General features: G+C 71.3%; 23 protein-coding genes. 9 read left to right on the forward strand and 14 right to left on the reverse strand.

Annotated elements, in window-relative coordinates; genetic code table 11:
• Positions 1-23 precede the first annotated feature (23 nt).
• On the reverse strand, positions 24-515 hold the full coding sequence (locus OHT01_RS04940) for a VOC family protein (protein ID WP_328551881.1): 492 nt from the start codon (positions 513-515) through the stop codon (positions 24-26).
• A gap of 133 nt (positions 516-648) precedes the next feature.
• Between OHT01_RS04940 and OHT01_RS04945 the strand changes: the two genes are divergently transcribed.
• Together OHT01_RS04945 and OHT01_RS04950 are read left to right on the forward strand one after the other, a co-directional pair.
• The gene (locus OHT01_RS04945; protein WP_037617573.1) at positions 649-864 is read left to right on the forward strand and encodes a hypothetical protein; all 216 of its coding nucleotides are present in this window, start codon (positions 649-651) and stop codon (positions 862-864) included.
• 124 nt (positions 865-988) lie between these two features.
• Positions 989-1,336 carry a hypothetical protein gene (locus OHT01_RS04950; RefSeq protein ID WP_328551882.1) on the forward strand — a complete coding sequence of 116 codons (348 nt, stop codon included), beginning with the start codon at positions 989-991 and terminating at the stop codon, positions 1,334-1,336.
• Here OHT01_RS04950 and OHT01_RS04955 read toward each other — a convergent pair.
• Positions 1,333-1,788: a hypothetical protein gene (locus tag OHT01_RS04955; protein WP_443043514.1), complete on the reverse strand. Its 456-nt coding sequence runs from the start codon at positions 1,786-1,788 to the stop codon at positions 1,333-1,335. The two genes, OHT01_RS04950 and OHT01_RS04955, sit on opposite strands and share 4 nt — an antisense overlap.
• Before the next feature lie 440 nt (positions 1,789-2,228).
• Between OHT01_RS04955 and OHT01_RS04960 the strand changes: the two genes are divergently transcribed.
• The gene (locus OHT01_RS04960; RefSeq protein ID WP_328551884.1) at positions 2,229-3,899 is read left to right on the forward strand and encodes a serine/threonine protein kinase; all 1,671 of its coding nucleotides are present in this window, start codon (positions 2,229-2,231) and stop codon (positions 3,897-3,899) included.
• 23 nt (positions 3,900-3,922) lie between these two features.
• Here the strand turns inward: OHT01_RS04960 and tgmB are convergent, their stop codons facing one another.
• Positions 3,923-4,876, reverse strand: coding sequence for an ATP-grasp ribosomal peptide maturase (tgmB, locus tag OHT01_RS04965; RefSeq protein ID WP_328551885.1), 954 nt, complete (start codon positions 4,874-4,876; stop codon positions 3,923-3,925).
• 14 nt (positions 4,877-4,890) lie between these two features.
• Positions 4,891-5,082 carry a putative ATP-grasp-modified RiPP gene (tgmA, locus tag OHT01_RS04970; RefSeq protein ID WP_261706291.1) on the reverse strand — a complete coding sequence of 64 codons (192 nt, stop codon included), beginning with the start codon at positions 5,080-5,082 and terminating at the stop codon, positions 4,891-4,893.
• Between the two features lie 251 nt (positions 5,083-5,333).
• On the opposite strand from tgmA, the gene OHT01_RS04975 reads away from it, so the two are divergent.
• Positions 5,334-6,362 carry a hypothetical protein gene (locus OHT01_RS04975; protein ID WP_328551886.1) on the forward strand — a complete coding sequence of 343 codons (1,029 nt, stop codon included), beginning with the start codon at positions 5,334-5,336 and terminating at the stop codon, positions 6,360-6,362.
• Positions 6,363-6,411: 49 nt separating this feature from the next.
• Here the strand turns inward: OHT01_RS04975 and OHT01_RS04980 are convergent, their stop codons facing one another.
• The 3 genes from OHT01_RS04980 to OHT01_RS04990 all read right to left on the reverse strand — a co-directional run bounded on the left by OHT01_RS04980 (position 6,412) and on the right by OHT01_RS04990 (position 11,058).
• Positions 6,412-8,841: a GH92 family glycosyl hydrolase gene (locus OHT01_RS04980; protein WP_328551887.1), complete on the reverse strand. Its 2,430-nt coding sequence runs from the start codon at positions 8,839-8,841 to the stop codon at positions 6,412-6,414.
• Positions 8,842-9,086: 245 nt separating this feature from the next.
• Entirely contained in the window at positions 9,087-10,244 is a 1,158-nt protein-coding gene (locus OHT01_RS04985; RefSeq protein WP_328551888.1) for an FAD-dependent oxidoreductase, read from the reverse strand.
• 79 nt (positions 10,245-10,323) lie between these two features.
• Positions 10,324-11,058 carry a TetR/AcrR family transcriptional regulator gene (locus OHT01_RS04990; RefSeq protein WP_328551889.1) on the reverse strand — a complete coding sequence of 245 codons (735 nt, stop codon included), beginning with the start codon at positions 11,056-11,058 and terminating at the stop codon, positions 10,324-10,326.
• A 150-nt stretch (positions 11,059-11,208) separates the two neighbouring features.
• Between OHT01_RS04990 and OHT01_RS04995 the strand changes: the two genes are divergently transcribed.
• Complete coding sequence (locus tag OHT01_RS04995) at positions 11,209-11,892, forward strand: DUF2238 domain-containing protein (protein ID WP_443043353.1); 684 nt, start codon at positions 11,209-11,211, stop codon at positions 11,890-11,892.
• Positions 11,893-12,080: 188 nt separating this feature from the next.
• On the opposite strand, the gene OHT01_RS05000 is transcribed toward OHT01_RS04995, so the two are convergent.
• The gene (locus tag OHT01_RS05000) at positions 12,081-13,064 is read right to left on the reverse strand and encodes an aldo/keto reductase (RefSeq protein ID WP_328551890.1); all 984 of its coding nucleotides are present in this window, start codon (positions 13,062-13,064) and stop codon (positions 12,081-12,083) included.
• A gap of 75 nt (positions 13,065-13,139) precedes the next feature.
• Complete coding sequence (locus tag OHT01_RS05005) at positions 13,140-14,093, reverse strand: DUF389 domain-containing protein (RefSeq protein ID WP_328551891.1); 954 nt, start codon at positions 14,091-14,093, stop codon at positions 13,140-13,142.
• A gap of 202 nt (positions 14,094-14,295) precedes the next feature.
• On the opposite strand from OHT01_RS05005, the gene OHT01_RS05010 reads away from it, so the two are divergent.
• Positions 14,296-16,176 carry a glycoside hydrolase family 15 protein gene (locus OHT01_RS05010; protein ID WP_443043354.1) on the forward strand — a complete coding sequence of 627 codons (1,881 nt, stop codon included), beginning with the start codon at positions 14,296-14,298 and terminating at the stop codon, positions 16,174-16,176.
• 73 nt (positions 16,177-16,249) lie between these two features.
• Entirely contained in the window at positions 16,250-17,152 is a 903-nt protein-coding gene (locus OHT01_RS05015; RefSeq protein ID WP_405918386.1) for a cyclase family protein, read from the forward strand.
• A 14-nt stretch (positions 17,153-17,166) separates the two neighbouring features.
• Here the strand turns inward: OHT01_RS05015 and OHT01_RS05020 are convergent, their stop codons facing one another.
• From OHT01_RS05020 to OHT01_RS05040, 5 genes are all read right to left on the reverse strand, one after another.
• Complete coding sequence (locus tag OHT01_RS05020) at positions 17,167-17,559, reverse strand: DUF7144 family membrane protein (protein ID WP_328551893.1); 393 nt, start codon at positions 17,557-17,559, stop codon at positions 17,167-17,169.
• A gap of 187 nt (positions 17,560-17,746) precedes the next feature.
• Positions 17,747-19,525, reverse strand: coding sequence for a cation:proton antiporter (locus tag OHT01_RS05025; RefSeq protein ID WP_328551894.1), 1,779 nt, complete (start codon positions 19,523-19,525; stop codon positions 17,747-17,749).
• A gap of 93 nt (positions 19,526-19,618) precedes the next feature.
• Entirely contained in the window at positions 19,619-20,662 is a 1,044-nt protein-coding gene (locus OHT01_RS05030; protein WP_328551895.1) for a cytochrome d ubiquinol oxidase subunit II, read from the reverse strand.
• Complete coding sequence (locus OHT01_RS05035) at positions 20,659-22,143, reverse strand: cytochrome ubiquinol oxidase subunit I (RefSeq protein ID WP_328551896.1); 1,485 nt, start codon at positions 22,141-22,143, stop codon at positions 20,659-20,661. Before OHT01_RS05035 ends, OHT01_RS05030 begins: the two co-directional genes overlap by 4 nt.
• Positions 22,144-22,227: 84 nt before the next feature.
• Positions 22,228-23,022, reverse strand: a complete 795-nt coding sequence (locus OHT01_RS05040; RefSeq protein WP_328558029.1) for an SDR family oxidoreductase — start codon at positions 23,020-23,022, stop codon at positions 22,228-22,230.
• Positions 23,023-23,534: 512 nt separating this feature from the next.
• On the opposite strand from OHT01_RS05040, the gene OHT01_RS05045 reads away from it, so the two are divergent.
• A complete protein-coding gene (locus OHT01_RS05045; RefSeq protein ID WP_328551897.1) occupies positions 23,535-24,086 on the forward strand; it encodes a gluconokinase in 552 nt (183 codons plus the stop codon).
• Between the two features lie 592 nt (positions 24,087-24,678).
• Positions 24,679-26,925: an RICIN domain-containing protein gene (locus OHT01_RS05050; RefSeq protein WP_328551898.1), complete on the forward strand. Its 2,247-nt coding sequence runs from the start codon at positions 24,679-24,681 to the stop codon at positions 26,923-26,925.
• The last annotated feature ends 10 nt before the right edge of the window (positions 26,926-26,935 follow it).

Raw genomic sequence — 26,935 nt, forward strand, 5'->3', positions numbered from 1 at the left:
CGCCCCGGTCCCGGGCCCTGGGCTCAGAGCACCGTGTTGCCGTACATCTCGCCGAGCGGGTCGGCGAGCAGCTCGACCCGGGCGCCGTCGGGGTCGCGGAAGTAGATGGAGGTGCCGCTCTCCTCCATGTACGCGACCTCGGCGGCGTCGAGCCGGTCGCGCAGGCCGCGCCAGGTGACGGGGTCGACCGAGATGGCGAGATGGTGCAGCCCGCCGAGGACCTCCGCGTACGGACCGAGGTCGAGGCCCGGGAAGTCGAAGAAGGCGAGCAGGTTGCCGTTGCCGACGTCGAAGAAGAAGTGGGTCGAGCCCTCGTAGTCCCGGTTCTCGATCATCTCCGTGAGCGGGAAGCCCAGGACCCCCTGGTAGAACCGTACGGTCCGCTCCACGTCCGAGGAGAGCAGCGCGACATGGTGCACCCCGCGGGCGGTGCTCGCCGGCCGCTCCGCCATCAGATGGGCGTCCCGGATCCGCCCACGTTCCGCCTCGATCGCTGCCAGATCCTTCGCACCCATCGAAAGCTCCTCACCAGAGATAGCGCCGCACTCCGTACTGAATACAACCACTTCACGCCATGGAACGACTTGGTGTCCGTCCTCGTCCGCCCGTCCGGATGCGAGGCGCGGCCCGAAGGACGATCCTGGATACATGTCCGGACGGGCTCCTTTGGTTGTGCATCCGGCCCTGGATACCAGTGGCCGTGAGGTGACCGCGCGGGGCGAGAACCTCGGCGTGGCGTTCTCGGACGAGGATCTCCTGGAGTTCCTCGGCCGGGCCGGTCTCCCCGACGCGGAGGATCTGCTGGACGATCCCGCGTGGGTGAAGTGGCGCGGGGGCCAGGCGCACTTCTACGGGACCGGGTAGCGGGCGGGCATCGTCGCGGCCGTCCACGGCGTCGCGTTGCTCCGAACGGGGGGCGTGCTCACCCGACCCGGTGGGTGGTCGGCGAGGCGCGTTCCACCGGCGCGTCCGCACACGTTGCCCGGGCATGGACAGCACTCACAAGGCGTTGCGACACGTTCCCGCTCGCGCGGGTGCCGGTACACGTACGATCTCCGGCACGGCCGTCGGCACCGGCGCCGCCGGGCCCCGCTCCGAAGCGTCCGACCGCCCCGGCCGTCCCGGTCGTCAGGGCGTGTGTCCGGGCGGCCATCCACCGATCTACGCCCAGCTCGTGTCGGAGTGGCGGGCCGAGGGCCGTCTCGTCCCCGAGCCCCAGGACGTGCTGTGGGCCACCTTCGCGGCCCCCGGCCCGGAGCAGGACGGCCACACCGACGAGTCCGTTCCGGCGGTTCCCGTACCCCGGGGCCTGCCCGAGAGGACCGGTGAGTGCTAGCCGTCGGCTCCCGGTGCCAGTACGGCGAGGGTGCCGTTGGCCTGGCGCAGCGCCAGTTCCAGGGAGAGGGCGGGGTGCAGTGCACCCGTCCCGTCCGGTGGGATGATCCACTCCAGCGGTCCGGCGGAGCGGTACGGCGGCGGTACGGCGATCCATGAGCCCTTGCCGAGGTGGCGGAGACCCGATCCCTCCCAGCGGCTGGCGGGGTCGGGCGGCAGGAAGAAACCGACGCGGCTGGCCGCGCAGTCGACCAGGGTGGGCCCCGGTACCTGGATCGGGTCGGACCACAGGATGTCCAGGGCGAGCAGGCCGAGTTGCTCGGGCACGCTCAGCACGTCCCAGTAGCGCCCGGCCTCCAGGAGCACACCGCCGCTCCCCTGGTCCCACTCCCGTTTGCATGCCCTCGGATCGGTGGCGGCGGCCGCGAGCCACTCCACGCTCTGCATCCACATCACGTTCGTCACGGATCACCCCGGAGATAGTGCCTTCCGCCCTGCAGGCGCGGAAGGCGGCACGGGCCCGACGGCCCGCGGTCGACCTTCAAGTCCTCGGCATATGCATGGTGGTAGATATCTCTACATGGCGGAAGGGGTGGCGCGGTGTGGCGTTTCCGGTGGCGTCAACCGGGCGACTCGGTCGCGGACTCAGGTGTCACGCATCCCCATGCGGCGTACGAGGGATCGGCACGCGATGGAGCCGGGCAACCGTGCACCCAACGAGTCAGGACGGTGAATCGACGGGGAACGCGGGCCTGAACTGTTCGTACGGGTGCGCGTCAACGACGCGGCCGGGCAAAAACAGGTATTTCGAGGCGTCTTCCGTTGAACACTCTTCGTCACGCCCCGCGTACTTCTGGGAAAGGTAGAGAGCCCAGTCGCAACGAGGGATGACGATGGCCAAGGCGCAAGACTCCGCGGGCGACCTGATCGCCGGGAGACACCGGCTGCTCGATGTCGTCCTGCGCGAGGAGGGGCGGACCGTCTGGCACGGCGAGGACACCGCCTTCGGGCGGCCCGTCGTCCTGACCCGGTCCCGCGTCGCCGAGCCCGGGGACGAGGGGACCCGGGGCGAGGGGACACCGGGCGGGGGGACCCGGGAGACCGCCGCCGAGCGGATCGTGCGCGTGGCCGAGATCCTCGGCCCGGCCTGTCCCGGCCAGGTGGCCGCGGTGCTCGACGTGGTCGAGGGAGACGGCTTCGTATGGACCGTCACGGAGCGGCCCCCCGGCACTCCGCTGACGGAACTCCTCCTGCGGGGTCCCGTCGACCCTGTGCGGGCGGCCCGCATCGGGCTCGGAGTCCTCGACGTCCTCACCGCCGCCCACCGCGAGGGAGTTCCCCACGGCGAACTCGGACCGAGCCAGGTGTGGACCGACGAACAGGACACGGTCACCGTGACCGGGTTCGGATCGACGGCGGCGGCCACAATCGCTACGCGCGTCACCGATCCCTCGTACGCCTCCCCCGAACAGGCCCGTGGCCAGGGCCGCGCGCCGGCCACGGACCTCTGGGCGCTGGGCGCGCTGATGTACGCGCTGGTGGAGGGCCGGCCGGTGGTGCGGGACCGGGGCCAGATGGAGTCCACGCTCCGGGCGGTGGACCGGCTGCCGGTCAGGTCCCCGCGGCGCGCGGGGCCGCTGGCGCCCGCCGTGCTGGGCCTGCTGCGCTGGGACCCCGAGGAGAGGGTGCCCGAATCCGTCGTGCGCGAGTCCCTGACGCGCATCCTCCGGCAGAACCTCGAAGAGACGACGCCGCCCGAGCCGCTGCCCGACTTCTTCGATCCCCGGGGTGACTTCCGCGCCGGGGACACGGGTGAGGGGAGTACGGGCCGCTCCCGGAAAGGCCTGTCCGTCGGGCGGCCGGTTCTGCTGGGCGGGGCGCTCGCCGTCACCGTCGCCGCCGTCGCGGTGTTCGCCTCGATGGGCGGGCCGAAGGACGGGGACGACACCGCGGCGTCCGGCCCCGCACCGACGCGGACCGCCTCCGGCGCGCCGTCCGCGTCCCCCTCCGCTCCCGGCTCGCCCCCCGGCCGGACGCCCACGGCGTCCACCGGGCCGTCCCGCTCCCCCTCCCCCTCCCCCACCGCCGGCGCGGGACTGCCGGCCGGCTTCTCCCTCTACCGGGCGCCCCAGGGCTTCGCCGTCGCCCTCCCGTCGGCCTGGAAGCCCCTGGAGACACAGACCTCCGACGACCGGGCCTACCGGGTGACCTTCGGCGCGAGCGGTGACCCGCGCACGCTGGCGGTCACCTACAGCACCCAGCTCGGCCCGGACCCCGTCGCCGTCTGGAGCGCCCTGGAGCCCGCGCTGCGTGCCGACTCCACCGGCTACGAACGGGTCGGCGACATCCAGCCGGTCACCTATCACGGCATGAAGGGCGCCGACATGGAGTGGTACTCGGTGTCGCAGGGAGTACGGGTGCGCACGTTCGGCCGCGGCTTCCTCATCGGCGACCACCGGGGCTTCTCGCTGCGCTGGACGACCCCGGCGGACGACTGGGACACCACCGCCAACCGGCAGGCGCTGAAGACGTTCCTCGACACCTTCCGGCCGAACGCCAAGTGATCGACCGTCACCACGTACTCATGTCAATGTCCTTCCGGGATACGGAGACCGGGTCTTCGCTGCGCCAGCCATACGGCGACCTCGTCGGCGATGGGCTGCCCGGTCTCCAGCTCGACGAAGCCGAACTGGCCCCCCTGGTTGCACTCCAGGAACCACCAGATGCCCTCGGCGTCCTCGGCGAAGTCGAAGGCCGCGTAGGCGAGTCCGGTGAAGGCGAGGTAGTCGTGGACCGAGCGGGCGATGCGGTGGGGCACCGGTGTGGGCTCCCAGCCGTTGCCGGTCTCACCGAACCGGCCGTCGACCTGGCCGGGCTCGGCGGCCTTGCGGGCCGCGAACAGACGGGTACCGATGCCGGTGAGCCGGATGTCGGCGCGCTTGGGAATGTAGCGCTGGAGCAGCGCGGGACCCGCCGCCACACCGGAGAAGTCCGTGCCGGGACCGACCAGCGTGGTGGGCAGGGCCGCCGGCGGCTCGCCGGGCGGCGGCCCCGAGGCAGACTTCACCACCACCTGCCCGTACTCCTGGACGAACTCCTGGGCCACCCGGGGAGCGGTCGTGATGACGGTGGGCGGCACCGCGAATCCGCTGCTGTGCGCCACCCGTAGCTGCCAGGGCTTGTGCCGGGCCTGCTCGGCGCGGCGCGGGTGGTTCATCCAGCGGGTCGAGGCCGAGTAGAGCATGCCGAACAGGGCCTGCCTGGTCTCGGCGGTGAGCCAGGCCGAGGGCTCGGCGGCGTGGGCCGCCGGCTCGCCCGGTCTGCGCACCCACACGGAACGCAGGCCTCCCATGCTGAGCACATGGCCGTTGACCGACAGATAGCCGTCGAAGTCACCGTGGGCGTAGTCGGCGGACAGCACCGCCTTGCCGGGCAGGTCGGCGGGATCGAGGCGCACCATGGGCACGCCCCGATCGTGCAGTTTGGCCACCACCATGTCGGCGGTGACGTCCTGTTCGGCCGTGAGTATGAGAACCGTCATGCGCGCGGCATCCGTCAGTCGTCGAAGTGCGTCTGGGAACCGGCCGTCGACGTCGTGGTGCCGGTCGCCATCAGCAACGCGCGGTCGCTGACGGCCGGGCGGCCGTCGGGCAGCACGTTCAGTTGCAGGGACACGTCGAAGTGGTACGGGGGTACTGCGGCCGACTGCCCTGAGGGCTGGGCGTAGTTGAGAGTGAACGGTCGCACGAAAGATCCTCCCGCGGTCGCGCGATGGTCGATACCCAGCCATACGTGACACGGCCGTAAGGAATTCATCACTTTCTGCCACATCGGGGTGAAGGTCATCACATCGCGTCGTTTCTGGCTTGCACATTTCGGATTTACTTGGGTGTCCGCTTGGCCGCGGTCTACGCGTGGCTGCTTGATTCCACGCAGACCTTAGGCCAATGCTTCATCCTCCGTGACATCAACGCCCCGCCATCCCAGGAGAGTTCCCGTTGACCGCAGCCATCGCCTCGTCCGAAGAATCCGCCACGGACACCGGCGTGCCGAACCCCGTCGAGCGCGACGCCCATGACTTCGGCGCCTACGCGCGCAACGGCGGCTGGGCCTTCGCGCTGAAGGTGGCGCGCAGTGTCCGCCCCGGCGGACAGTCCGCCGACGACACGCAGAAGGTGTCCGCGAAGGAGTTCGCGGAACTGGCCGGCTGCTCGCCCGAGCGCGTCATGCGCTACTACAAGGCCTGGGACAGGGCCGCCGACGACGGCCTGGTCCCCCACTTCGAGACCCTGCTCCCCGGCGCGGACGTCGAACTGCCGGGCGCCGAGGCCTGGTCCACCTACTACGCCTCGCGTTCCAGCGCCGCCTCGGACCGCGGCGCCGCCATCGCCGAGGCGGCCGAGGCCGAGGGCATCCGTCCCACCAAGGCCCTGGAGGTGGCCGAGAACCCGACCGCGCTGCGGGCCGCGATCCTCGCCGACCCCTCCACCGCGAAGGCCGCGCGGGCCGCGCTGCTCGACCGGGTCAAGGAAGACCCGGCGCTCCAGACCGAGTTGGCCCGTGACATCTCCCGCACGGACGAACTGAAGAAGGCCGTCGCCACCGAGAACAGGGCGGCGGACCGGATCGGCTATGTGCGCCAGATCGCGGAGAAGGGCCAGATCAGGACACCGGCCGGGCAGACCCTGGACGCACCGGCCGAGCTCCGCTCCGAGGCCGAACGGCATCTGTCCCTCCTCGACGAGCTCGACGAGGGCGAGGACGCGGGCGAGTGGGCCACGGAGGCGTACGACACGATGAAGAACCTCGTCGTCGAGACGGTGGAGGCCGACCCCGAACTGCGCGTCCAGGAACGCCGGACGAAGTTCTACAGCAGCCTGCAGAAGGCCACGAAGGTGTTCGAGGAGCTGACCTTCGACGACGCCGACGACATCTACGAGGACGACATGGTGCAGCGCCTGGAGGAACTCCAGCAGGCGATCGGCACCGCCATCGCGGCGCTGCGCGGGGCGGCCGGCCGGGAGTGAGCGGGCCGCCGGGCCGCGCGGGAACGGGTGTTCCCGCGCGGCCGCGCGGTCACCGCGGCAGGTCCTCGGGGGCGGTGGCCCACTCGGTGTCGGGCTGCTCACCGAGTTCGAATCTCACCGTGCCGCCCTCGGTCGTGAGGCCCGCACCGGTCCACGAGCGTTGCGTGGGGCGCCCGTCGACCCGTACGGCGTCGATGTAGAGATGCGTGCCGTCCGCGTCGGGCGCGCTGACGACGATGCTCTTCCCGCCCGGCCGCGGAAGCACCGCGCGCGGGAAGACCGGGGCGCCCAGGAGCATGGTCGCGCTGCCCGGGGTCCGCGGGTACAGGCCGAGGGCCGAGAAGACGTACCAGGCGGACATGGTCCCGAGGTCGTCGTTGCCCGGCAGTCCCGAGGGGCCGGTGCCGTAGTCGGTGTCGAGGATCTGCCGGACGGTCGCCTGGGTCTTCCAGGGCTGTCCGAGCCCGTTGTACAGCCAGGGGGCGTGGATGCCGGGCTCGTTCGTGGGGTCGTAGCGCAGGGCGTCCCCGCCGCGCACGGACCAGGAACCGTCGGCCTTGTGGAAGAAGCCGTCCAGCCGGGCCGCGGCCGCCTCCCGGCCGCCCATGGCGGCGGCCAGCCCCTGGACGTCCTGCGGGACCATCCAGGTGTAGGTGGCGCTGGTGCCCTGCGCGAAGCCGAGGTCGCTGCCGGGGCTGAACGGCGTCACCCAGGACCCGTCGAGCCTGCGGGCCTGGATGTAGCCTGCGTCGGCCGTGGCGGCGGGGTTGAACACGTTGCGCCAGTAGGCGCCTCGCTCGGCGAAGACGGCCGCTTCCTGGTCGCGGCCCAGCAGCCGGGCCCACTTGGCGAGCGCCGAGTCGGCGACCGCGTCCTCCAGTGTCTCGGCGGCGCCGCCCCAGCAGTGGCACACGTCCTGTGCGGCGTAATGCGACGTCAGATACTGGGCCAGGTTGGGACGTTGGCCCACGCACTGGCCGGGGCAGCCGGCGTCCAGCAGCTCTTCGGGACGCGGCACGGTGGCCTGCCGTACGAGCGAGTCGAACGCTCCCTCGTAGTCGAAGTTGCGCACGCCCATCGCGTAGAACGTGGCGAGGGTCGCCGCCGAGGGGTCGCCCGTCATGACGTGGGTGGCGCCGCTGATGTGCACCCAGCGGTCCCAGATCCCGTCGTTCTGCCGCGCGAAGTTGAACAGGGACTGGGCGAAGTCGCCCGCGACCCGGGGCTTGAGCAGGGCGAGGAGCTGTATCTGGGCGCGGTACTGGTCCCAGCCGGAGAAGTTGCTGTACTGCGCGCGCTGGCCGCGGGCGAGACGGTGCACGGCGCCGTCCATGCCGTAGTAGCTGCCGTCGACGTCACTGATCAGGTTGGGCTGCATGAGCGCGTGGTAGAGCGCCGTGTAGAAGGCGGTGCGCCGGTCGGTGGTGCCGCCGTCGACCCGTACGGTGCTCAACTCGCGGTTCCAGACGCGGCTTCCGGCGTCGGCCACGTCCGCGACGCTCGCGTCCGGGGCGATCTCCCGGCGCAGGTTGGCCTCGGCGCCGCCGAGACTGACGTACGAGATGCCGATCCGCATGTGGACATCGTTGTCAGTGCTGGTGTCGAAGCCGACGTACCCGCCGGAGCCGCGGCCCGCCCGGTCGGCGCCGGTGGCGTAGCCCTCTCCGCCCGAGGCGGTGGTGGACCCCGCGGACAGGGTGCCGTCCTTCCAGGTGCCGACGGTGGAGAAGTCCCGGTCGAAGGACGCGCTGAAGTACAGCCGGTAGTAGCTCTTGCGGTTGTTGGTGCCCCCGTTGGCGCGGCGGCCGCAGAACGCGCCGGTCAGCACCGAGCCGGTCACCCTGCGGTGCGCGGTGTCGATGTCGACCTGCGCGTCCTCGCTGCCGTTGAGGGAGTTGGAGACCCGGAAGAGCAGGTTGGCGGGACGGTCGGCCGGGAAGGTGAAGTCGGCGACGCCCGCCCTCCTGCTCACCGCGAGGTCGGCCGAGGCGCCCGAGGCGAGCCCGAGCGAGTAGCGCCCGGGTACGGCCTTCTCGGCGGTGTGCGAGAAGTCGGCCGCGTACACCGCGTCCTTGGTGTCGGCCGAGGGCGAGGACGTGACGTCACCGACGTACGGCATGATCGGGACGTCGCCCGCCGCGCCGGGGTTGCATCCGGCTCCGTTGACATGGGTGAGGCTCAGACCGCGGATGCGGGTGACGTCGTACCGGTAGCCGTTGGCGGCCCCGGTGCCGGTCTGGTCGCCGGTCGTGCTGGTCGGGGACCAGCCGATCATCCCCTGCGGGAGGGTGGCGCCGGGGTAGGTGGTGCCGTTGTTCGCCGATCCGATCAACGGGTCCACCAGGGACGCCGGCCGCTCCACGGCGGTGACGCCCGCGTCGGCGGGGAGCGGGGTCGCGAGGGCGAGGGCGGTGGTCACGAGCAGGGCGGCGGATCTGCCGCCGAACCGTCTTGCTGTGCGCGGCCATGAGGGGCGCATGGGAGGTGTCACCTTCCGACGGACAGGGTGCGAGGACAGGTCGGACCGGTGATGCCCGGCGACTGCCCCGGACCCCGGCCCCGGCGCGAGGATAGAGGGCGCCCGGGAGTGCCGGAAGTGACGTGTGCGTCCGGAGAGTGACGGCGTGGTGAAGGGTGGGCCCGCCCTTCGGCGAAGGATGTCGCGATACCGGGCGAAGCGGACCGGTCATTGCTGACAAGACATCACATCGACTTGTCCGTACGTCAGTTGACCTCGTCCCGGTACTGGTTCATCAGGTCGACCAGGCTCTGCGGGGCGTCCGGGGCGAAGCAGATCGACAGGTTCGCGGCTGATTCGGTGGCCGACCTCTCGGAGCGCGGGAAGAGGGCCTCCTCGTAGACGGCGAGGGCCTTCTCCGTGTCGTCCGGGTGGGCGACGAGGGCGGTGGCGAGTTCGGCGCCGTCGAGCATCGCGAGGTTGGCGCCCTCACCGGCGAACGGGGACATCAGGTGCGCCGCGTCTCCGAGCAGGGTCACGCCGGGGACGCGCTTCCAGCGCAGACCCGGAGGCAGGGCGTGGATCGGGCGGGCGACGAGTTCGCCGTCCGCCTCGCCGATCAGCGAGCGCAGGCTCTCGTCCCAGCCGTCGAAGTGGTCCAGGAGGCTCCGCCTGGCCGCCTCGGTGTCGGTGAAGTCGACGGCCCCGGAGACCGCCCAGTCGGCGGGCGTGCGCAGGGCGGCGTACACGTGCAGGGAGCCGTCCGGGTCGCGGTGGCCGAGCAGGCCCTTCTCCTCGGCGAGCGCGAAGAGGATGCCTCCGCCGACGACGGCCGCGCCCCGCGGGTGACGGGTGTCGGCGTCGAGCAGATGCATCTCGACGAAGGAGATACCGGCGTAGACCGGGGTGGTGTCCGTGACGAGCGGGCGGACCTTCGACCAGGCGCCGTCGGCGCCGATCAGCACGTCGGCGGTGAAGGTGCGTCCGTCGGCGAGGGTCACCTCGTGGCGGCCGTCCCCGGCCGTCCGTGCCCCGGTGACCTTGGCGCCCCAGCGGACGGTTCCCTCGGGCAGGGAGCCGAGCAGGATGTCGCGCAGGGTGGCCCTGGAGATCTCCGGACGTGACTCGTTCTCGCCGGCGTCCTCCATCCGGACGGTGGCGTTCTTGTCGAGGATGCGCATGGCCTCGCCGCCGGCGTGGATGGCCGCGCGGAACTCGTCGTGGAGCCCCGCGGCGCGCAGCGCGGCCTGGCCGGAGTCCTCGTGCATGTCGAGCATCCCGCCCTGGGGGCGGGCGGTCGGCGAGGCGTCGAGGTCGTAGACGGCGGCTTCGACGCCGTTCAGGTGCAGGACGCGGGCGAGCGTGAGGCCGCCGAGACCGGCGCCGATCACGGCGATGGGGTGGTGGGTGCGGGTGTCCGTCATGGCTGGTTCTCCTTGTACGCGGGTAACCGTCGGCTCTCCGTGACGGTTCCTGGTGGTGACTGCCGTGCCCCGGCGGGGTTCACGGCGTGTCGGATGGGGTGGGTGCGGCCGGCGCGTCGGGCGCGTCCGGCCGGGGTGTGAGCAGCACGCCGTTGATCAGGACGTGGAAGCCCCAGTTCAGACGGGCCGTGCCCGGACCGGAGAGCAGCTCCGTGCCCAGCGCGGCGATGTGCGGGTGCCGCTCGGGGGAGGCACCGCGCACCGCCGCGGCGAGGGCAGCCCACTCGCCCTCGCTGTCGGCCTGGTCCTTCTCCCCCGCGGAGTGCTCCGCGGCGGTGGCGGTGGCGAACTGGAGCAGCAGGTCGATCGCCCAGGCCGCCCGATCACCGGGGACCCCGCCCTCGTCGAGCAGGGACAGCAGCGCCTCGGCCAGGTCGAGGTAGCGCTCGCCGGAGGGGCGGGCCACCAGGGCCGAACGGGCGAGCCCCGGGTGTTCGAACAGGACAGCCGTGTACGAGGTGAGTACCTCCACGAGCCGCTCGCGCCAGTCGCCGTCCGCGCTGGCCGGGCCCAGGTCGACGCCGCCGAGCAGGTCGTCGAGCACCGCCGCGTGCAGTTCGGCGGTGTTGCGCACATAGACGTAGAGCGAGGCCGGTCCGGTGTCGAGTTCCTGCGCGAGGCGGCGCATGGTGACGCGGGTCAGGCCTTCGGCGTGCATCAGCGCGACAGCGGTCCGGATGATGCCGTCCCTGGTCAGGGCCGGTTTCGCCGGACGTTCGCGGCGGCTGGGTCGGGGGGCGGGTTGCTCTGTCACCCCTTCACCATAACGAACATGTTCGTTGCGAACAAGTACGTCACGAACATGTTCGTCGAGAGGTGCGCAGCGGCCGGGTGAGTACCCGTACTCATGCCACCCGCCCCGGCGCTCCACCACGATGGGGCCACCTGGACCAAGGAGCCCGCCATGCCCGGATCAGTCCTCGCCCCGCCCGCCCGACACCCCGCTTCCCCGGAACGCGCCGCCCGCCTGACGCTCCCCGCCGCGCTCGTCGTGGTGGTGGTCGCGGGCATGGCCCTGTCCGCGTGGCACGCGCACGACGGGACGACCTGGCTGCTGGAGACCGTGTGGGTGATCGTCGGGCTGCCGGTGGTCGTGCTCAGCCGACGGCGGTTCCCCCTGACGACCCTGCTGTACTGCCTGCTCGCGGCGCACGCGCTGGTGCTCGCGGTGGGCGGGCACTACACCTACGCGCAGGTGCCGTTGGGCGACTGGGTGCGCGACACCTTCGGGCTCGACCGCAATCCGTACGACCGGTTCGGGCACCTCATGCAGGGTTTCGTGCCGGCCGTCCTGGTGCGGGAGCTGCTCAGCAGGACGTCACCGCTGCGCGGCAGCCGGTGGCTGGCGCCGCTGACCGTGTGCGCGTGCCTCGCCTTCAGCGCCCTCTTCGAGATGTTCGAGTGGGCGGCCGCCGTGATCGGCGGCCATGGCGCGGACGCGTTCCTGGCGACCCAGGGCGACGTGTGGGACACCCAGTGGGACATGTTCTGCGCCCTGATCGGCGCGAGCGTCTCGGTGCTGGTGCTGAGCCGTGCGCACGACCGGCAGCTCGACGCGCTCCCGGGGGCGGGCACGGCCCGGCACTGACGCATCCCGGCGGCGCCGACGCGTCCCGGCGCCACGGGCCGTCGGGTATGCCCCGTCCCGGCCGCACCTGCTGCCGGCTCACCGGTCCCCGGCCCTACCGACATCACGCCCGGCACACCCTGCCGCACCGCCCGGCGGCGGGACACCGTCAGCAGACCGGCGTGCCGCCGCCGGGTTCCGCGGGGCCGCTACCAGCGGCTCTCCACCTGCTCCTTGATCCGCCGCTCGTACAGCTCGTCGATGGCGTCCAGCGTCGCGCGCGACAGCGCGGGCAGCTTCGCCGCCTCCGCGTTGGCACGGGCCTGTTCGGGTGAACGGGCTCCCGGGATCACCGTCGTCACACCGGGCTGCGCGACGATCCACCGCAGCGCCAACTGAGCCGGGGTGTAACCCTCGGGAGCGAGCGCGGAGAACTCCGCCGCCGCCTCCACACCCGTCGCGAAGTCGACCCCGGAGAAGGTCTCGCCCTGGTCGAAGGCCTCGCCGTGGCGGTTGTACGTGCGGTGGTCGTCGGCGGCGAAGACGGTGTCCTTGGTGTACTTGCCGGAGAGCAGCCCGGAGGCCAGCGGGACTCGCGCGATGATCCCGACGCCCGCCTCGCGCGCGGCCGGCAGTACCTCGCGCAGCGGCTTCATACGGAAGGGGTTGAGGATGATCTGGACGCTCGCCACGTTCGGCCGGGCGATGGCGGTCAGTGCCTCCTCGCACGTCTCGACACTCACGCCGTAGGCGGCGATCCGCTCCTCCTCGACCAGGGTGTCGAGGGCGTCGTACACCGCGTCGGAGGAGTACACGGGTGTCGGCGGGCAGTGAAGCTGGACCAGGTCGAGACGGTCGACGCCGAGGTTGCGGCGGGAACGGTCGTTCCAGGCACGGAAGTTGTCGAGGACGTAGTTCTCCGGGAGCTGGTCGACGCGGCGGCCCATCTTGGTGGCGACCATGACGTGCAGGTCCGGCCGGCCGCTCAGGAAGGTGGCGATGGTCTCCTCGCTCCGTCCGTCACCGTACACATCGGCGGTGTCGAAGAAGGTCACCCCCGACTCCGCCGCCGTCTCCAGCACCGCCAGGGCGTCCTTCTCGCTCACGTCGCCCCAGTCGGCACCCAGTTGCCAGGTGCCGAGACCGATGACGGAAGCCTGCTGACCCGACCTGTCGAATACGCGCTCGTCCATGGCGCCAGTCTGACACTTCCCGCCTGCCGGACAGGACGCCCCCGCCCCGCGCGTCCTCGCGCGCCGGTGCGTCCGTCACCCGTCGGCGGCTCGCGGGCCGCGCCGGCCGACCCGGCGCCAGATGGCGCGCTGCCCCCGCAGCGTGAGTGTGCCCACCACGATCAACACAACGACGTTGATGAGGAGTTGGATGAACGCCCCGCGTGCCTCGGTCCAACTGCCGAAGGCCGCGGAGACACTGAAGTCGGCGGCCGCCGGGATGGTGGTGACGGAGATAAAGACGCCCAGCAGAGCGCTCGTCCTGGCCTCGCTCAAGGACACGATTCCCACGATCCCGGCCAGCGTGGCGACCGCGAACGAGAAGAAGTCGGGTGTGTCGATCAGATGGGAGACGGGACGCACGCCCACGTCGAACGCCCTGGACTCCAGGTCGAATCCACGGATCAGCAGGGCGAACAGGAACGTGGCGGCGATGGCCAGCGCGAACCCGGCCGCCAGAGCGGTCAGCCCCTTGCGGATGCGCGGCCGTGCGTGCTGGTCGATGCCCAGCGCGACGCTGACGATGGCGCCGTACTCGGGTCCGACGACCATCGCCGCGACGATCAGGATCTGGGAGTTGGTGACGATGCCGACCGCGCCGATGAGGCCCGCGACCACCAGATAGAGGTAGAAACTCGGGGCGTAGCTGCCCTGCGCGCGGATGCGGGCCTCCACCTCCTCCCAGACGGGCGCGCGGGAGAGCGCCCCGCGCCGATCGGCACCGGCCCGCGCAGCGCGTCCGGAGAAGGCCATGTCGACGGGTTCGATGACGATGGAGCCCGTCCGGTCGATCCGCAGCTCCCGCAGACCGCGCAGCACGTCGTTCGCCCCGCCGGTCAGCACGTCGCAGGCGAGGGCGTCGCCGTCCGGGTTCCGCGCGATGCCGGGCTGCACGATGAGGTTGAGCACACAGGGGTCGGCGGCGAGGAAGGCGACCGCGGCGTCGGTCAGCCGGGCGGGGCTCACCATGCGCACATGGATCATGTCCATGCAGGTACCTCCCGGGACACCGGCGCGCGCCTCGTCGACGTGGAGCGGTCCCCTCCAGTAACTCCGGCCGCCCCGCGTTCGGCAATCCGGCCGCCTCCCGCGAGCCGTCACCCGCCCGAGCCGTCACCCGCACGGGCGAACAAGCGCGTATGTCCACCATGTCGGATAGTGAAGATGCCTGGATCCTCGAGATTGGATCACCATGGACCGCTATCCGCCCATAGCCGACCACGGACTGGTGGGCGATCTCCAGTGCTCCGCTCTGGTCTCCTCCAAGGGCGTCGTGGACTGGTTCGCCGCCCCGCGCTTCGACTCCCCCAGCATCTTCGCCGCGCTGCTCGACCACGACGGCGGGGGCTGTTTCCGGCTGGCGCCCTCCCTCCCGGAAGGCACCTGGAAGCAGCTCTACTACCCGGACACGGCCGTACTGGTGACCCGGTTCATGTCACCCGACGGGGTGGGTGAGGTACTCGACTGGATGGCTCCGGACCGCACCGGCACCCCCTCCGCCCGGCACCGCCTCGTCCGGGCGGTGCGGACGGTGCGGGGCACCATCCGGTTCGACCTGGAGTGCCGCCCGCGCTTCGACTACGCGCGCGCCGGCCACGATCTCGTCCTCGGTCCTGACGGCGCCGTCTTCCGGAGTCCGGGGATCACCGCGTTCCTGCAGAGCACCTTTCCGCTGGAGCGGGCCGGACAGGACGTCCGCGGCGCCGTCACCCTGAACGCCGGCGAGATGGCCACGGCCGTGTTCACGGTGGACGGGCCGGACGCCACGGCACCGGCGCCGCCCACCGTGGACGGGACCGAGCGGAACATGGCGGAGACCATCGAGTTCTGGCAGGGCTGGGTGCGGACCTCCCGGTACCGGGGCCGCTGGCCCGACATGGTGCACCGCTCCGCGATCACCCTCAAGCTCCTCACGTACGCGCCCACCGGCGCCCCGGTCGCCGCGGCCACGATGGGCCTGCCGGAACAGGTGGGCGGCGAGCGCAACTGGGACTACCGCTACACCTGGGTACGGGACGGATCTCTGTCCCTGCGGGCGCTGCTCGACCTCGGGTTCGCCGAGGAGGCCACGGCGTTCACCCACTGGCTGCGCGAACGGCTGATGGAACGCCTGGACCGGGAGGGCGAAGCGCTGCAGATCATGTACCGGGTGGACGGGACACCCCTGCTGGGCGAGGAGATCCTGGACCACTTCGAGGGCTACCGGGGCTCCTCGCCCGTACGGGTCGGCAACGCCGCCGCCGACCAGCTCCAGCTCGACATCTACGGCGAGGCCCTCTACGGCCTGTCGGAGGGCCGCGAGATCGGCATCCAGGCCGACTACGCCGGCTGGAAGGCCGTGGCCCGCACCCTGGACTGGCTCGCCGACAACTGGGACCGCCCCGACGAGGGCATCTGGGAGACCCGGGGCGGGCGCAAGGACTTCACCTACAGCCGGGTGATGTGCTGGTCCGCGTTCAACCGCGGCCTGCGGCTGGCCCGCGCCTGGAGCCGCCCGGCGAACACGGCACTGTGGACCCGGGCCCGGGACGCCGTCCTGGAGCAGGTGATGGAGCGCGGCTGGAACGACAAGGAGAAGGCGTACGTCCAGTACTACGGCGGCGATGTCCTGGACGCCTCGCTCCTGCTCATCCCCCGGGTCGGGTTCCTGGGCGCGAAGGACCCGACCTGGCTGTCGACGCTCGACGCGATGGGCCGGACCCTGGTCTCCGACAGCCTCGTCTACCGCTACGACCCCGCCGCCTCCCCGGACGGCCTGCGGGGCTCGGAGGGCACCTTCAGTCTCTGCACCTTCCTGTACGTCGACGCGCTGGCCCGCTCCGGCCGGCTGGCCGAGGCGCGCTACACGTTCGAGAAGATGCATACCTACGCCAACCATGTGGGCCTCTTCGGGGAGGAAGTGGGCCCGACCGGCGAGCAACTGGGCAACTTCCCCCAGGCGTTCACGCATCTGTCGCTGATCATGGCGGCCACCACGCTCGACGAGGCCCTCGACCGGCTGCGGGACGGAGACCGGGCGACACCGCCGTACGGACGCAGGCGTACCGACACCGCCGTACCTGGATCCCTGTAGCGAGATCCCCTGAACCGAGATCGCCGGGAGCACGCTCATGTCCGATCCCACAGAAACCGCCGGCGCACCGCGGATGAGCCCCGAGGAGTTCCGGACGCTGTACCGACGCCTCCGGGACCGTGCCGAGGGCCCCGGCCAGGGAGCGCCCCACGTCACGCCCGAGCAGTTGCGTGCCGCCGCAGCCGAGGTCAGGGCCGGACGGACGGTCACCATGGCCGCGCCGGTGGACACCCGGCCCGGACCGGACAACGCGGAGCCCGCGGTCCACCGGCTGACCGGCCCGCCGGCCGGGGAGGCGGGCGCCCCTGGCCTGCACTTCGCCTTCGACCGGTTCGCCATGAACGTGCACGGAGACGCCGACAGCCATCTCGACGCGCTCTGCCACGTCATCTACGACGGCACCCTGCACGGCGGAGTCCCGGCGACCTCGCTGACCGCCGAGGGGGCCACGGAACTGTCCGTGGACGCGGTCCGCGACGGGCTCGTGGGCCGCGGAGTCCTGCTCGACATCCCGAGGCTGCGCGGTGTGCCCTGGCTGGAGCCGGGCGACAGCGTCACCGCGCGGGACCTCGTCGCCGCCGAGTCCGCCCAGAACGTACGGGTAGGGGCGGGCGACCTGCTGTTCGTGCGCGTCGGTCACCGCCGTCGGCGCGCGGAGTGCGGACCGTGGGACAGCGCGCGGGCACGGGCGGGGATCCATCCCGGCGCGATCGAGTTCCTGGCGGACCGGCGGGTCGCCGCGCTCGGCGGCGACGGCAACAACGACACCGCCCCGAGCCCGGTCGACACGGTGGGCTTCCCCACCCATGTCCTGGCGATCCACGCCCTGGGCCTCTATCTGCTGGACTACCTGCAGTTCGAGGACCTCGCGGAGATCTGCGAGGCGGAGGGACGCTGGTCCTTCCTGTGCGTGGTCGCGCCGCTCCGACTACCGGCGGCCACGGGCTCACCGGTCAACCCGATCGCCCTCCTGTGAGCGGCCGGCTCCGGCTACACCCGGGCCCCGTGCACGTGCTTCGGCTCGGTCAGCAGGCCGTAGATGACCAGCAGGGACACGAGCATCGTGAACACCGACCAGAACGGGTACACCGGCAGGAAGATCATCTGGGCGACCAGGGCGAACGCGGCCAGGCAGATGCCCGTCAGCCGCGCTCCCCTGGAGCCCACGAACACGCCGAGACTCGCGAGCGCCATCACGATGCCGAGGACGACGAAGATCCAGCCCCAGGCCGTGTAGTTGAGGATGAGCAGTCGGTTGCCCTGGGAGTACACCTTCGAGTAGTAGCCGTGGTTGAAGATCGCCACGAAGCCGTTGAGAAGGTTGAACAGGGCACTGACCATGAGCAGGATCCCGGCGAAGGCCACCCAGTGCGAACGCTCCATCGGTGGCACGAGGTCGTCTGGCTCAGAGGCTTGTCGCTGCATGACAACCATGAGATCCAGCCGGGCGGCGGACCGCAATTCGTACGGGACCGTTGGTGTTCCGACGCGACGGTGACGGCCGGCCCGCAGGGGCCGTCGTCGGGCCGGGCACTCGGCCCTCCGCCGGTCCGCGGCGCCGGGCCCGCCGTCAGTCCGCCCGTACCGCGCCGGTCACCCGGGCCGGACCGAGCAGGATCGCGGTGTCCTGGGCCCCGGGCCGCGGGGCGCTGGTCTCGGTGACCGGTTCCAGCCGCCCGTCCGGCCGTACGAGGAACAGCAGCGCGTGCCCGGCCGGGATGCCCGGTCCGACGGGGCGGAAGGTGATCCGCGCGCCGCTCTCGTAGCGGCGGGCCAGCTCCGGTCTGTTCAGCTCGGCCCCGAACAGGGTGTCGCCGGTCGTGTAGGGGGCGACCACGCCGTGGCTCAGACCGGGCGGCCCGAGCCGGTGGACGAACCCGTCGACCGTGCCGCGCAGGGTCTCCGACGCCAGCGCGTTGAAGTCGTCCTCCTCGGTGAGCAGCAGGACGCCGGTGATCCCTTCGAGTTCCGCTCCCTCGCCGGTGGCGGCGGCGAGCAGTTCACCGGGCGCCAGGCTCAGTCCGGCTTCCCGGATCAGGTCGCGTTGCTCCTCTCGTCCGGCCCACATCAGCACGTCGAGGCCCGCCGAGCGAAAGGCGCGTCCCAGGTCGATCGCCCAGGGGTCGCCGCCCACGAGCAACGGCCGGGCCCGCGCGGGACGCAGCGCGCCCAGACGCCGGGCGACGGGGTGCGCGCTCAGCCCGTACAGCGTCACCGTGGTGACGATCACCAGGAAGGTGGCGGGCAGGATCTTCTGGGCGCCGCCCACATGATCCGAGACCAGTGCGGCGGAGAAGGTGGAGGCGGTGGACGCGGCGACGATTCCGCGGGGTGCCATCCATCCGATGAACGCCCTCTCGGCGCGGAGCACGTCCGTTCCGGCGGTGGACAGGAACGCGACCAGCGGCCTGACCACCAGGACCAGGGCGGCTACCAGCACGAGCGTGGGCAGGATGATGTGGCGCAGCGACGCCGGGGTGACCGTAGCCGAGATGGAGATGAACAGCAGCCCGATGATCAGCGACACCAGCGTCTCGAGGAAGGGGCGGCGCGCCGGGAGGGACACGCCCGGCAGATTGGCGAGGGCCATTCCCATGACGACAGCGGCGATGAGTCCGGTGTCGTCCCGGATCACGTCGCACAGGGCCGCCACGCCGACCGCGGCGGCGAGTTGCACGGTCGTGCCCAGCACCTCGCCCAGGTGCAGGCGGCTGAGAAGGAACCACAGCACGGCGGCCCCGACCGCGCCTCCGATCAGTCCGACGGCCGAACTCACCGCGAACTGACCGATTTTGCCGCCCGGGCCTCTGCCGCCGCTGGCGACGACGGCGTGGAAGACGAGCGCCCCGAGGATGCCTCCGACCGGGTCGATCAGCGACCCTTCCCAGATCAGGATGTGCTGCAACCGCTCGGTGGGCCGTACGAAGTGGAGCAGCGGGCCGACGACCGTGGGCCCCGAGACGACGAGGATCACGCCGAGCATGACCGCCGAGCTCTTCGACATGCCCAGCAGCGGTACCGCGAGAACGGCGGTGACCGCCCAGGTGATCAGGACACCGATCCAGATGAGTCGCGCCACGACGCGCCGCATGTGTCCGTGCAGCCTGCGCACGTTCAGGCCGAGCCCGGCTTCGTAGAGGATCACCGCGACGGCGAGCGACACCATCGGGGAGAAGGCGTCCCCGAGCAGTTCGTCGGGGTTGACGATGTCGGTCAGGGCGCCGGCGGTGAAGCCGACCGGCAGCAGGACGATCAGGGCCGGGATCCGCAGCCGGCCGGCCAGCAGTTGGGAGCCGACGGCCAGGACGACGATCAGTCCGAGGCCCTCAAGGATCTGATTCTCCGTCATGGACGTTTCCCTGCACGGTTGTTGTGGCCGACGGGTCGGTACGTCGCGGTCCGTTGTCCGGGAGGGCGCGGCGGTCGGCCCGCGCCGGAGCGGTCAGCCCGCGTCCGGACTGCCCGCTCCGCCCTCGACGTCCGCGTCGGTCTGGGCCTCCAGCAGGCCTCGGGTGTCGAGGCGGTAGAGCAGCACCAGCGCGGGCCCCACGAGCACGATCGCGATCGCCGTGACGATCAGCAGCCAGTGCAGCGACCCCGCCGCGCCCGCGGCCTGCTGGACCGTGAGGGAGGTGGGAATGAGGTAGGGCCGCTGGGCGGCGCCCCAGGCGGCGATCACCAGGACCACGGCGCCCACCGACGTGAACCGGGCCCAGCCCGCGGCCCGTCCGGCGACCAGCCACGCGGTGGCGGCCGCGGCCAGCGCCGAGAGGATGACGAGCAGCAGCCCCAGACCGTGGGTGAGGCCGTGGTAGACGTAGGCGGTGTGATCGCGGGTCTCGCCGAGCCCGATCAGGGCCAGGACGGTCACGACGGCGAGGCTGCACCAGGCGCGCCGCCGGAAGTAGACGATCAGGTCCGGGGCGTCGAAGCGACGGGCGTCCGCGGTGAGGAAGACGGCCCCGAGGAACGCGGTGGCCGCGACGGCGAGGAGTCCGGCGACGATGGAGGTCGTACTGGCCCACACGTCGGCGGAGGCGGTGACGCCGGGGGCGGCCCGGCCGGAGGCCACGCCGCCGACCGCCGCGCCCAGGAAGAACGGGGTCAGCAGCGAGGCGACGGCGAAGACGGCGCCGAAGATCCGGCGCTGGGCCAGCCGGTGGGTGGGTTTGCGCAGGGCGAATCCCGCGCCGCGCAGCACCAGACCGACGGCGGCCAGGGCGAGCGGCAGCCACATGGCGCTGAACACGGCCTCGAAGAAGACCGGGAAGCCGGTCCACATGAGGATGAACACGAAGATCAGCCAGACGTTGTTGACCTCCCAGACCGGTTCCATGGCGTCGTCGATCAGACGGCGCGGCCGGCTGCCCCGCCGGGTGCCGCCGGCGGCCAGGTCCCAGAACCCGGCCCCGTAGTCGACACCGCCGCCGCAGGCGTAGGCGGCCGTCGCCAGGAGCAGGACCCAGGCCGCCACCGTGGCGGTCATCGCGTGTCTCCCGGGCCGGGCGGCGGGCCGGACTCCGGTGGGGCGGCGGGCCCGCGTGCCGCGTCGACCCTTTCTCGGCGGGGCCCGTAGGGCGTATCGGCCTCCGGCTCGTGGCCGGGCTCGCCGGGGCTCGCGCCCGCGAGACGCCATCGTCTGCTCATCTTCATGACGACGCCCAGGAACGCGCCGAACATGAGCACGTAGACCGCGACCACGATGCCGAACATCGTCCACAGCGAACCGGCCGCGGTGGGCGTGACCGCGTCGGAGACCCGCATGTACTGATAGACGATCCAGGGCTGGCGGCCCACCTCGGTGGTGATCCAGCCGCATTCGACCGTGACCACGCTGGCCACTCCGGCGACGGCCGCGCACCGGAAGAACCACGGAGAGCGGGGCAGATCACGGCGGCGCAGCCAGCACCAGCCGTACCAGAGCGCGAGCAGGATCAGCACACTGCCGATGGTGGCCATGATGTCGAAGGCCCAGTGCACGATGTTCGCCTGCGTCGGGGTGGGGCGGTCCTCGGCGGGTACCGAGGTGAGCCCCGTGACCTTGGTGCTCGGTCTGCCGCCGGCCAGGATGGAGTCCAGTTGGGGGATCTTGATGCCGCCCTTGATGCTGCCGTCGGACTGGAGCCGGCCGAAGAGGTATTCGGGAACGTGCGAGCCGGTCTTCCAGACCAGCTCCGCGGCGGCGAACTTCACCGGCTGCTTCACGTAGATCTGCCGGGCGATGTTGTCGCCGAGGAAGAACTGCACGGGCGTGAGGATCGCCGCGACGGTGAACGGCACGCAGAACCCGAGCCGGTGATACCGGTCCCGCCGGCCGCGCAGCCAGCCGACCGCGTAGACCCCGGCCACGACATAGCCCGCCGTCAGGAACATCGCGACGACGAAGTGCCAGTACTCGGGCCCGAACATGGGGGTGAACACGGCCGAGCGCACGTCGACGTTCGTGGGCCTGCCCTGGGAGTCCAGGGTGAAGCCCTGGGGTGTGTTCATCCATGAGTTCGCGCCGATGATGCCGAACGCGCCCATCAGCGCGGCGAGCGGCAGCGGTGTGGCGAGCCAGAAGTGCGGCCACGCCGGGAGGCGGCGCCAGCCGTAGAGGTAGACGGCGATGAGGACCGCTTCGAGGAAGAAGGCCCAGGCCTCCACGCCGAAGCCGAGGCCGAAGACGTCTCCCCAGGTGCCCATCATCTTCGGCCACAGCAGCCCGAACTCGAACGACAGCACGGTGCCGGTGACGATGCCGACGGCGAACTGCACGGCCATGACGGCCGACCAGCGCCGGGCCAGCAGCAGGGCGACCGGGTCGTTCCTGCGCAGGGCGCGGTGGTGCATGACGAGGGTGATGAACGGCAGGGCCACGCCCAGCGGCACGAGGATGATGTGGGTGGCCAGGGTGAAGGCCATCAGCTCGCGCGCGGGCAGCAGTTGCCCGGGAGTGCCGGCCAGGAGGACGAATGCCTTGCTCATGCGGGCCTCATTGGCTGGTGCCGGCGGTGGAACGCGGGTGCCGGGGTCGGCGAGGAGTGCGGGGTGAGCGCGGGCGCCACCGCCTCAGCCGCCGGTGGCGAAGCCGGGGAAGAGGGTCATCCCGCCGTCGACGAACAGGGTCGTGCCCACCACGTAGTCCATGAGGTCGGAGGCCAGGACCGTCACCGCGGCGGCGATGTCCTCGGGGTCCCCGACCCTGCGGTAGGGGATCAGTTTGAGCAGTTCCGCCTCGGCCTCGGGGGTCTCCCACGCGCTGCGGTTGATCGGGGTCTTGATGGCACCCGGCGCGACCGCGTTGACCCGGATCCCGTGCGGGCCCAGTTCCTGCGCGAGCGTCTGCATGAGCATCAGGACCCCGCCCTTGGACGCGGCGTAGTTCAGGTGACCGGACCAGGGGATGATCTGGTGCACGGAACTCATGCAGACGATCTTTCCGGCGGAGCGGGAGGTCTCGGGCACGACACCGCGGCGCAGGAACTCCTTGGTCGCCTCCCTGGCGCACAGGAACTGCCCGGTGAGGTTGACGTCGATGACCTTGCGCCACTGGGCGAGGGTCATGTCGGTCACGGAGGCGTCCCGTTGCAGACCGGCGTTGGCCACCAGGATGTCGATGGTGCCGAACTCCTCCAGCATGCGGGCGAACATGCCGACGACCTGGCCCTCGTCGGACACGTCCGCCTCGTGCGCGAAGGCCCGCACGCCGAAGCCCTGGATCTGCCGGACCACGTCCTCGGCGGCCTCCTGCCCGGATACGTAGTTGACGACCACGTCCGCGCCCGCCCGGCCCAGGGCGATCGCCGTCGCCAGTCCGATGCCGGAGTTCGCCCCGGTCACCAGCGCCTTCTGGCCCCGCAACAGCGGCAGCGTCCCGAGCTGCCCGCCGGTGTCCACGCCTGAGGTCACTGCCGTCTCCCATTCGTCGGTTCGCCCTGTGCGGGGACCGGCACGCGCCCTCGGCCCGTCCCGGGCGTGCCCGTCCGGCACGGCGCCGGTGCCCTTGGGCCGCGGGCGGTTCCCGTCCGCCGTGGGCGTGCCGGCCTCGGGTACGCAAGCCCCGCACCCGAGGCAACCACTCCCGCCCGAGGACGGCGAGGGCGGACCCGCCCGACTCGGCCGTTGGAAGTAGCCGGGTCCCTCCGGCGGAGCAACCGCCCGGTCCCGGGCGCCGCGCGGGGCGAGAGGGCCCCGCGGTCGGGTCCGCCTCGGCGCGGAACCGCTCCGCGCCGAGGGGCGTCGCCCCGCGTCCGCGGCGCGTCCGTCCGGGTGCATTCCTCCGGACCCGCCTCACCGCACGGGCCCGGTGTCCCGGCGCTCCCGGCAGGATTCCGGTGGGCACCCCTGTCCTGTCGGATCGATCCACGAGGAGCCGCATGCCATCACCCGGGAGCGCGCCGACGATCGTGGTCGTCATGGGCGTCTCGGCGTCCGGCAAGAGCACCTTCGGGAGGGAGCTCGCCCAGCGTCTCAACGTGCCCTTCGTGGAGGGCGACGACTTCCACACCCAGCGGAACATCGCCAGGATGAGCGCGGGGCTGCCGCTGGACGACGCCGACCGCGAACCGTGGCTGCACACGCTCGCGAACTGGATCCGCGACGCGACCCGGTCCCGGCACGGCGCGGTGGTGTCCTGCTCGGCTCTCAAACTCACCTACCGGGAGCTGCTCCGCGCGGCCGGGCCCGGCGTGTGGTTCGTGCACCTGGACCTGGACCGGGAGACCGCCCGGCGGCGCATCACGCACCGCACCGGGCACTTCATGTCCGAGGAGCTGCTCGCCTCCCAGTACGCCACCCTCCAGCCGCTGCGCGACGACGAGCCGGGGCTGACGGTCGAAGCGGCGAACGACACCGGGGCGAACCTGGACCGGGTGCAGACCGCCCTCGCCGCCTTCGAATCCGACCGGCGGGGCACGAACACCGACTAGCGGCACCGGCACACACGCCGTGCGTGTCCGGGCACCCGCGCCACGCCACGGTCCACGGGCCGCGCGCCCCGCGGTGGCCGGACACGCACGGCGCCCCGGAGGTTCTCCGGGGCGCTGTTCCGCGGCAGCCGCTTCCCTTGCCGCAGGACACGAACCGGCGGTGCCGGTCGGCGCGGTGGCCGGTGGATTCCCGTGTCTCTCCACGACGGGAGTCACCGGCCCGGAACCAGAGTGCCCTGAGATGCGGGTGCGGTGGGCGCGGTTCGCCGTCATGTCATCGCCTTGTAAGGAACCACACACCCGCGCGACCGTCCCGGACATGCGTCCGACGTTCCTTCAAGAAGTGAACCGCGTTCCGCCTTCGGCTTCCGTCACCACATGTCGATGAACACCCTTGCGCCGAAGCCGCGTTCATGGTGAGGCGATCACCGGGTCGTTCAACTCCTCGTGGTGGACGCCGATTTCAAAGGGTTCCTTGTTTCATATCTTGACGTCTTTGGTGCAGACCTTTAGGTTCACCGATCACCACGACTCCATGAATGCATTCGATGTTCACGGACATGAACCCCCCACCAGTTCAGGAGTGTCCCCCATGTCCAGATTCACCCTGCCCGGATCCCGAAGAGAGTCCGGGCGCCACCGAACGGCCAGGCTGCTGACGGTGACCGCTCTCGTGGCGACCACGCTGTCGGGCCTGGCCGTCGGCTCGCAGAACGCCGCAGCCCAGAACGACGCGGTGGCCCAGGCCGCCGCGGTGCCGGCCGGCTGGGCCACCGTCGTCAACACGGGCAGCGGCAAGTGCGTCGACGCCCGCGCCGCCGCGACGGCGAACGGTACGGCGGTCCAGCAGTACGCCTGCAACAGCAGCCAGGCCCAGCAGTGGCAGTTCGCCGCCACGTCGGGCGGCTACTCCCAGGTCGACAACCGGGCCGACGCCACCAAGGCCTGGGACGTCACGGGCGTCTCGGCCGCGGACAGCGCGCCGGTGCAGTTGTGGGCGTACGGCGGCGGCACCAACCAGCAGTGGCAGGCCGTGGCGGAGGCCGCGGGCACCTACCACTTCGTGAACCGCAACAGCGGCAAGTGCCTCGATGTGCCGAGCGCCTCCACCGCCGACAGCGTGCAACTCCAGCAGTACACGTGCAACGGCACGGCGGCCCAGTCCTTCTCCGTCAACGCGGTGGACACGCAACAGCCGCCGGGGACACCGGACCTGGGCCCGAACGTCACCGTCTTCGACCCGTCGACCCCGGCCGCGACCGTCCAGAGCAGTCTCGACTCGGCGTTCTCCCAGCAGGAGACCAATCAGTTCGGCACCGCCCGCAAGGCCTTCCTGTTCAAGCCGGGCACCTACAGCGCCAACGCGAACGTCGGCTTCTACACCCAGGTCGCGGGTCTCGGGCTGTCCCCCGACGACGTCGACATCCGGGGCTCGGTGCACGCCGAGGCGGACTGGTTCCAGGGCAACGCGACCCAGAACTTCTGGCGTTCGGCGGAGAACCTCTCGGTGACTCCCACGTCCGGGTCGGACCGCTGGGCGGTGTCGCAGGCGGCGCCGTACCGGCGGATGCATCTGCGCGGCAACCTCGCCCTGGACGACGGCGGCTGGTCCAGCGGCGGCTACATGGCCGACACGAAGATCGACGGCCAGGTCGACTCCGGTTCGCAGCAGCAGTGGCTGTCGCGGAACACCGAGTGGTCGAACTGGACCGGATCCAACTGGAACATGGTGTTCGTCGGCGCGAAGAACGCCCCGGCGAACAGCTTCCCGAGCCCGCCGTACACGACGGTGGACCAGACACCGGTCTCCCGCGAGAAGCCCTTCCTCTACGTCGACGCGGCGGGTGCCTGGAAGGTGTTCGTGCCGTCCGTACGCACCAACTCCAGTGGCACCAGTTGGAGTTCGGGAACTCCCGCAGGGACCTCCCTGCCGCTCTCCGACTTCTTCATCGTCAAGCCCGGCGCGACCGCGGCGCAGTTGAACGACGCGCTGGCCCAGGGCAGGAACCTGCTGGTGACACCCGGGGTCTACCACCTGGACCAGACGCTCAAGGTCACCCGGGCCGACACCGTGGTACTGGGCCTCGGCCTGGCCACGTTCGTCCCCGACAACGGCGTCACCGCGATGACGGTCGCGGATGTGAACGGCGTCCAGTTGGCCGGGCTGCTGATCGACGCGGGCACCACCAACTCCGCGCAACTGCTGGAGATGGGACCGAGCGGCTCCTCCGCGGACCACAGCGCCGACCCGAGCTCCCTGCACGACGTGTTCTTCCGCATCGGCGGCGCGGGCGTCGGCAAGGCCACCACGAGCCTGACCGTCAACAGCGACGACGTCATCGGCGACCACCTGTGGCTGTGGCGCGCGGACCACGGCAGCGGGGTCGGCTGGACCAGCAACACGGCCGACACCGGGCTGGTCGTGAACGGCGACGACGTGACCATGTACGGGCTGTTCGTCGAGCACTACCAGAAGTACCAGACGATCTGGAACGGCAACGGCGGCCGCACGTACTTCTACCAGAACGAGATGCCGTACGACCCGCCCAACCAGGCGGCGTGGATGAACGGTTCGACGCAGGGCTACGCCGCCTACAAGGTCGCCGCCTCCGTGACGAGCCACCAGGTGTACGGCTTCGGCAGCTACTGCTACTTCAACGTCAACTCCGCCGTCGCCGCGGAGCACGCCATCGAGGCGCCGGTCAACGCGAACGTGCGCTTCAAGGACATGGTGACCGTCTCCCTTGGCGGTACGGGCACCATCCGGCACGTCGTCAACGACCGGGGCGGCCCGTCCAACTCCTCGACCAATGTGGCCGATCTCGTCAGCTACCCCTGATCCCTGACAC

This window comes from Streptomyces sp. NBC_00358, assembly GCF_036099295.1.
Taxonomy (GTDB): Bacteria; Actinomycetota; Actinomycetes; order Streptomycetales; family Streptomycetaceae; genus Streptomyces.